Consider the following 4,563-nt stretch of genomic DNA (forward strand, 5'->3'; position numbering starts at 1 on the left):
GGATCGGGCGCACCGACGCCACCGCGGTCTGCGACCCCTGCAGGTTGGCGTTGAAATCCCACAGGTCGGTGTGGCTGAAGATGTCCTCCTCACCGGTGATCTTGCTGGTGGCGATCTCGTCGAGCAGCTGCGCGCGGTCGTCGACGACGCCGAGACCCGGCGCACCGCGCCGGCCCGCGCCGACCGCGTGCTGACCGGCTATGCAGGCCTGGCGGCCGGGAACCGCGCGCTGGTCGCGGTCACCAGCGGAGATCCGAGCGTCGTCGAGGTGATCCGGGCCGAACCGGAGTGGGCCGACCTGATCGAGCGCCAGATCGGTCTCCTCGCTGCCGTCCAGCCGGGGCTGACCGGGCGGTTGCGCGCCTCGCTGGTGATGTCGGGTATCGCCGCCACCGCAGCGCCCGGCGTCGTCGACGCCGACGAAGACGAGTTGCGCCGACAGCTGATCGACGCGGGCCGGCGCACCCTCGGACTACGCGCGCCGCGTGCCTGAGCACAGCCGCGTCGTCACATCCAGACAGCGGTCACGTCCACCGGATTGACCCGGATCCCGTGGTCGCCGTGCTGGTCCTCGGTGATCAGGGTCCGCAGCTCCTCGGTCTTGACCGTCCAACCGTTCACCCGGTAGGTCTGGCCGACCCCCAACACGATGTCCGCGGACTCGGGACCGGGAAGAGTTCCCGCCTTGAAATAGAGCTCGCCGGTTCCCTGCACCACCGCGAGGTTCAGCGGCGCGGGTGACACACCGAACGGACGCCCGTCCGTCCTCGCGCACACCGCCGCGGGATATCCGCGCCCCTCGAAGTCGGTGCTGAGCAGGCACCGGATCTGGCCGTTCTGGACGCGGACGGTCTGGTCCCCGCCGGCGGCGGCCGCCGGCGAGATCCACGGACACGCGCCCAGGGCGACGAAGGCTGCCGAAGCTGCGGCGAATACTCGAACCATGCTGCCTCCACCGGGGTGAGAGCATCTCCAGAAGGGGATGCTCTCACGCCCGGCGCTGCCGCACCGGCGAATCGGGTGGACTGCCTCCGGCGCGCCTCAGGTGCAGACCGCGCCGACGGCCGCCGAACCGACCAGTTTGGTGTACTTGGCCAGCACGCCGGTCGTGTAACGCGGTGGCAGCGGCTCGAATCCCGCCTTGCGGGACTCGAATTCAGCCGGGTCGACCAGGATGTCGAGGGTGCCGTTGGCGACGTCGAGGCGGATCCGGTCACCGTCGCGCACGAACGCGATCGGACCACCGTCGACCGCTTCGGGCGCGATGTGGCCGACGCACAGGCCGGTGGTTCCGCCGGAGAAGCGGCCGTCGGTCATCAGCAGCACGTCCTTACCCAGGCCGGCGCCCTTGATCGCGCCGGTGATGGCGAGCATCTCGCGCATGCCCGGGCCGCCCTTGGGGCCCTCGTAGCGGATCACCACGACGTCGCCGTGCGTGATGGTGCCGTCCTCGAGCGCGTCCAGGGCTGCCCGCTCGCGCTCGAAAACCCTTGCGGTGCCTTCGAACACGTCGGAGTCGAAGCCCGCGGACTTCACCACCGCACCCTCGGGCGCCAGCGAACCGTGCAGGATGGTGATGCCGCCGGTCGGGTGGATCGGGTTGTTCATCGCGCGCAGCACCTTGCCGTCCGGGTCCGGCGGTTCGATGTGCGCCAGGTTCTCGGCCATGGTCTTGCCGGTGACGGTCAGGCAGTCACCGTGCAGCAGGCCGGCGTCCAGCAGTGCCTTCATCACCACAGGCACCCCGCCGATCTCGTCGACGTGCTTCATCACGTGACGGCCGAACGGTTTCACGTCGGCCAGGTGCGGCACCTTCTGCCCGATACGCGTGAAGTCCTCCAGCGAGAGCTTCACGTTGGCCTCGTAGGCGATCGCGAGCAGATGCAGCACCGCGTTGGTGGAGCCGCCGAACGCCATCACCACCGCGATCGCGTTCTCGAACGCCTCCTTGGTCAGGATGTCGCGGGCGGTGATGCCGTGGCGCAGCATCTCCACCACGGCCTCGCCGGACCGGCGCGCGAACTCGTCACGTCGCTTGTCGATGGCGACCGGAGATGCGCTGCCCGGCAACGACATCCCGAGGGCTTCGGCGGCCGAGGCCATGGTGTTGGCGGTGTACATCCCGCCGCAGGCGCCCTCGCCGGGGCAGATCGCGCGCTCGATGATGTCGACGTCCTCACGCGACATCAGCCCGCGCGCGCAGGCTCCGACAGCCTCGAAGGCGTCGATGATGGTGACTTCCGTCTCGGTGCCGTCGGTGAGCCTGGCGGTGCCCGGCATGATCGAGCCGTTGTAGAAGAACACCGATGCGAGGTCCAGGCGCGCGGCGGCCATCAGCATGCCGGGGATCGACTTGTCGCAGCCGGCCAGCAGCACCGTGCCGTCGAGACGCTCGGCCTGCACCACGGTTTCCACGCTGTCGGCGATCACCTCGCGCGAGACCAGCGAGAAGTGCATGCCCTCGTGGCCCATCGAGATGCCGTCGGACACCGAGATGGTGCCGAACTCCAGTGGGTAACCGCCGGCCTCGTGCACGCCGCCCTTGACCGCCTGCGCGAGCCGTTGCAGCGACATGTTGCACGGGGTGATCTCGTTCCACGACGAGCCGACGCCGATCTGCGGTTTGGCCCAGTCGTCGTCACCCATGCCCACGGCCCGTAGCATGCCGCGGGCGGCCGCCTTCTCCAGTCCGTCGGTGACGTCGCGGCTACGGGGCTTGATGTCGATACCGGAATCCGTGGGATCTGAGGGCATGCGGAGATTATGCGCCTGGCGTTTCACCCGGCCAAACCATCTCGGATACCCCCGTGGGGTACTAGTACCCTGGGCGCATGACGACAAGGATCGCGCGGCTGATCGTCGCGGTTGCCGCGCTGACGCTGCTCGCCGGCTGCAGCGGCCAGGGCGACGCGGCCGGTGACCGGGCGGGCCGGGAGGAACCCGAGGCACCGCTGATCACCGGCGAGCCGGCGGGTTACAACGAGGCCGACATCGCCTTCGCCACCGACCTGGTTCCGCACCATGCGCAGGGGATCGAGTTGGCGACGATGGCGCTGGAGCGGTCGGGCAACGCCGAACTGGTCGCGCTGGCCGAGCAGGTCGTGGCCACTCAGCAGCCGGAGATCAACATCCTCAACGTGTTGCTGGTGCAGTGGAACGAGAACCCGGAGATCCGCAGCGGACCCGGCGGGCCGGCCGGTGGAGCCGCACCGGGCCTGGTCGACGATGCGACCGTCGCGCGGCTCGGGTCGCTGAGCGGCCCGGAGTTCGACAAACTGTGGCTGCAGACGATGATCGGCCAGCACCGGGGCGCGATCGAGATCGCGAACGCGGAGATCGCCGACGGCGCCAATGTCGACGCCATCGCCATCGCCAGGACGATCGGCGCAGGGCAGCAGGCGCAGATCGAGAAGATGACGCAGATTCTGGAGGGCATGCCGTGACGAACATCCAGGCCCCGGGCGGGGCGGCGCCGCAGGTCGAGAGCGGAAAAGCAGCCGATGCCGGCGGCCACGGCTACTCGGCGCAGAAGGAGAACTACGCCAAGCGGCTTCGCCGTATCGAGGGCCAGGTGCGCGGTATCGCCAAGATGATCGACGAGGACAAGTACTGCATCGACGTCCTGACCCAGATCAGCGCCGTCAACAGCGCGCTGCAGTCGGTGGCGCTCGGCCTGCTCGACGAACACCTCGGCCACTGCGTCAGCCACGCGGTCGCCGCGGGCGGCGCGGAGGCCGACGCGAAACTGGCCGAGGCCTCGGCGGCGATCGCCCGACTGGTCCGCTCCTAGTTCTGGGTCTGCCGGATCGGGGACAACTCAGCCGATGGCGTCCTCGATGCGCTGCACCTTCGCGGTGAGCTGACCGGTGTAGCCCGGCCGGATGTCGGCCTTGAGCACCAGGCTGACGCGCGGGGACACGGCGGCGACGGCGTCGACGGCCTGTTTCACGACGGCCATCACCTCGTCCCACTCGCCCTCGATGTTGGTGAACATCGCATTGGTCTCGTTGGGCAGGCCGGACGCCCGCACGACCCGGACCGCTGCGGCGACGGCGTCACCCACCCCGCCCGTCTCGTCTCCGCCGGATGGACTGATGCTGAACGCGACGATCATGCGTCCAGTGTCGCCCGCGGGAGTGGCGCCCGATGTGTCCGGCCGCGGCGGTTTTCCACTCAGGTAACGCCCGAAGCCGCCGACGCGATCATCAGGGCAGGTCAAAGCCCTGCGTGCAGCGGGTGCCGGGGTCCGGCGGACGCGTTCGCCAGCGGAATCGATCTTGGTGCTGTGCCACACTGGGGTCAGTCGCCCGACTGGAGGTAGATGCATGCGGCAGCGAAACAGGAGCCGGGTCCTCGCCCTGTTCATGGCAATGAGCGTGACCGCCGGGCTCACCCTGAGCGCCCCGTCGGCGCTGGCCCAGCCCGCGCCGGCCCCGGCGCCCAACCCGGTGGCCGCGAGTACGGTCATCGTCTTGCCGGAACCCGACTCGCCGACGATGCCGACCGTCTTCTCCCGGGCGACGTCGAAGGACACACCGTCGACGATGGTGCGGGAGCCGATAC

Annotated in this window: 6 protein-coding genes and 2 pseudogenes; 4 read left to right on the plus strand and 4 right to left on the minus strand. The window is 69.4% G+C overall.

Annotated elements, in window-relative coordinates:
- Positions 1-127: pseudogene (locus ASJ79_RS32485) on the minus strand (imelysin family protein); the annotation flags it as partial.
- Here ASJ79_RS32485 and ASJ79_RS19310 point away from each other — a divergent pair.
- Complete coding sequence (locus ASJ79_RS19310; RefSeq protein ID WP_197420284.1) at positions 71-493, plus strand: hypothetical protein; 423 nt, start codon at positions 71-73, stop codon at positions 491-493. The pseudogene ASJ79_RS32485 and the gene ASJ79_RS19310 sit on opposite strands and share 57 nt — an antisense overlap.
- Positions 494-507: 14 nt before the next feature.
- On the opposite strand, the gene ASJ79_RS19315 is transcribed toward ASJ79_RS19310, so the two are convergent.
- Positions 508-945, minus strand: coding sequence for a hypothetical protein (locus ASJ79_RS19315; RefSeq protein WP_067958620.1), 438 nt, complete (start codon positions 943-945; stop codon positions 508-510).
- 96 nt (positions 946-1,041) lie between these two features.
- Positions 1,042-2,754: a dihydroxy-acid dehydratase gene (gene ilvD / locus ASJ79_RS19320; RefSeq protein ID WP_067958622.1), complete on the minus strand. Its 1,713-nt coding sequence runs from the start codon at positions 2,752-2,754 to the stop codon at positions 1,042-1,044.
- Positions 2,755-2,831: 77 nt separating this feature from the next.
- Here ilvD and ASJ79_RS19325 point away from each other — a divergent pair, with 77 nt between their 5' ends.
- Complete coding sequence (locus ASJ79_RS19325) at positions 2,832-3,443, plus strand: DUF305 domain-containing protein (RefSeq protein ID WP_067958624.1); 612 nt, start codon at positions 2,832-2,834, stop codon at positions 3,441-3,443.
- Between the two features lie 5 nt (positions 3,444-3,448).
- Positions 3,449-3,790 carry a metal-sensitive transcriptional regulator gene (locus ASJ79_RS19330; RefSeq protein ID WP_067958626.1) on the plus strand — a complete coding sequence of 114 codons (342 nt, stop codon included), beginning with the start codon at positions 3,449-3,451 and terminating at the stop codon, positions 3,788-3,790.
- Between the two features lie 27 nt (positions 3,791-3,817).
- Here the strand turns inward: ASJ79_RS19330 and ASJ79_RS19335 are convergent, their stop codons facing one another.
- The gene (locus ASJ79_RS19335; RefSeq protein ID WP_067958627.1) at positions 3,818-4,114 is read right to left on the minus strand and encodes a thiamine-binding protein; all 297 of its coding nucleotides are present in this window, start codon (positions 4,112-4,114) and stop codon (positions 3,818-3,820) included.
- A gap of 211 nt (positions 4,115-4,325) precedes the next feature.
- Between ASJ79_RS19335 and ASJ79_RS32490 the strand changes: the two are divergent.
- Positions 4,326-4,563, plus strand: a pseudogene (locus ASJ79_RS32490) (hypothetical protein); the annotation flags it as partial.

The sequence above is a fragment of the Mycobacterium sp. NAZ190054 genome, from assembly GCF_001545925.1.
Taxonomy (GTDB): Bacteria; Actinomycetota; Actinomycetes; order Mycobacteriales; family Mycobacteriaceae; genus Mycobacterium.

Coding starts and splice junctions, on each gene's coding strand:
- ASJ79_RS19315 (WP_067958620.1), bottom strand. CDS start 945: ATGGTTCGAGTATTCGCCGCAGCTTCGGCAGCCTTCGTCGCCCTGGGC.
- ilvD (WP_067958622.1), bottom strand. CDS start 2,754: ATGCCCTCAGATCCCACGGATTCCGGTATCGACATCAAGCCCCGTAGC.
- ASJ79_RS19325 (WP_067958624.1), top strand. CDS start 2,832: ATGACGACAAGGATCGCGCGGCTGATCGTCGCGGTTGCCGCGCTGACG.
- ASJ79_RS19335 (WP_067958627.1), bottom strand. CDS start 4,114: ATGATCGTCGCGTTCAGCATCAGTCCATCCGGCGGAGACGAGACGGGC.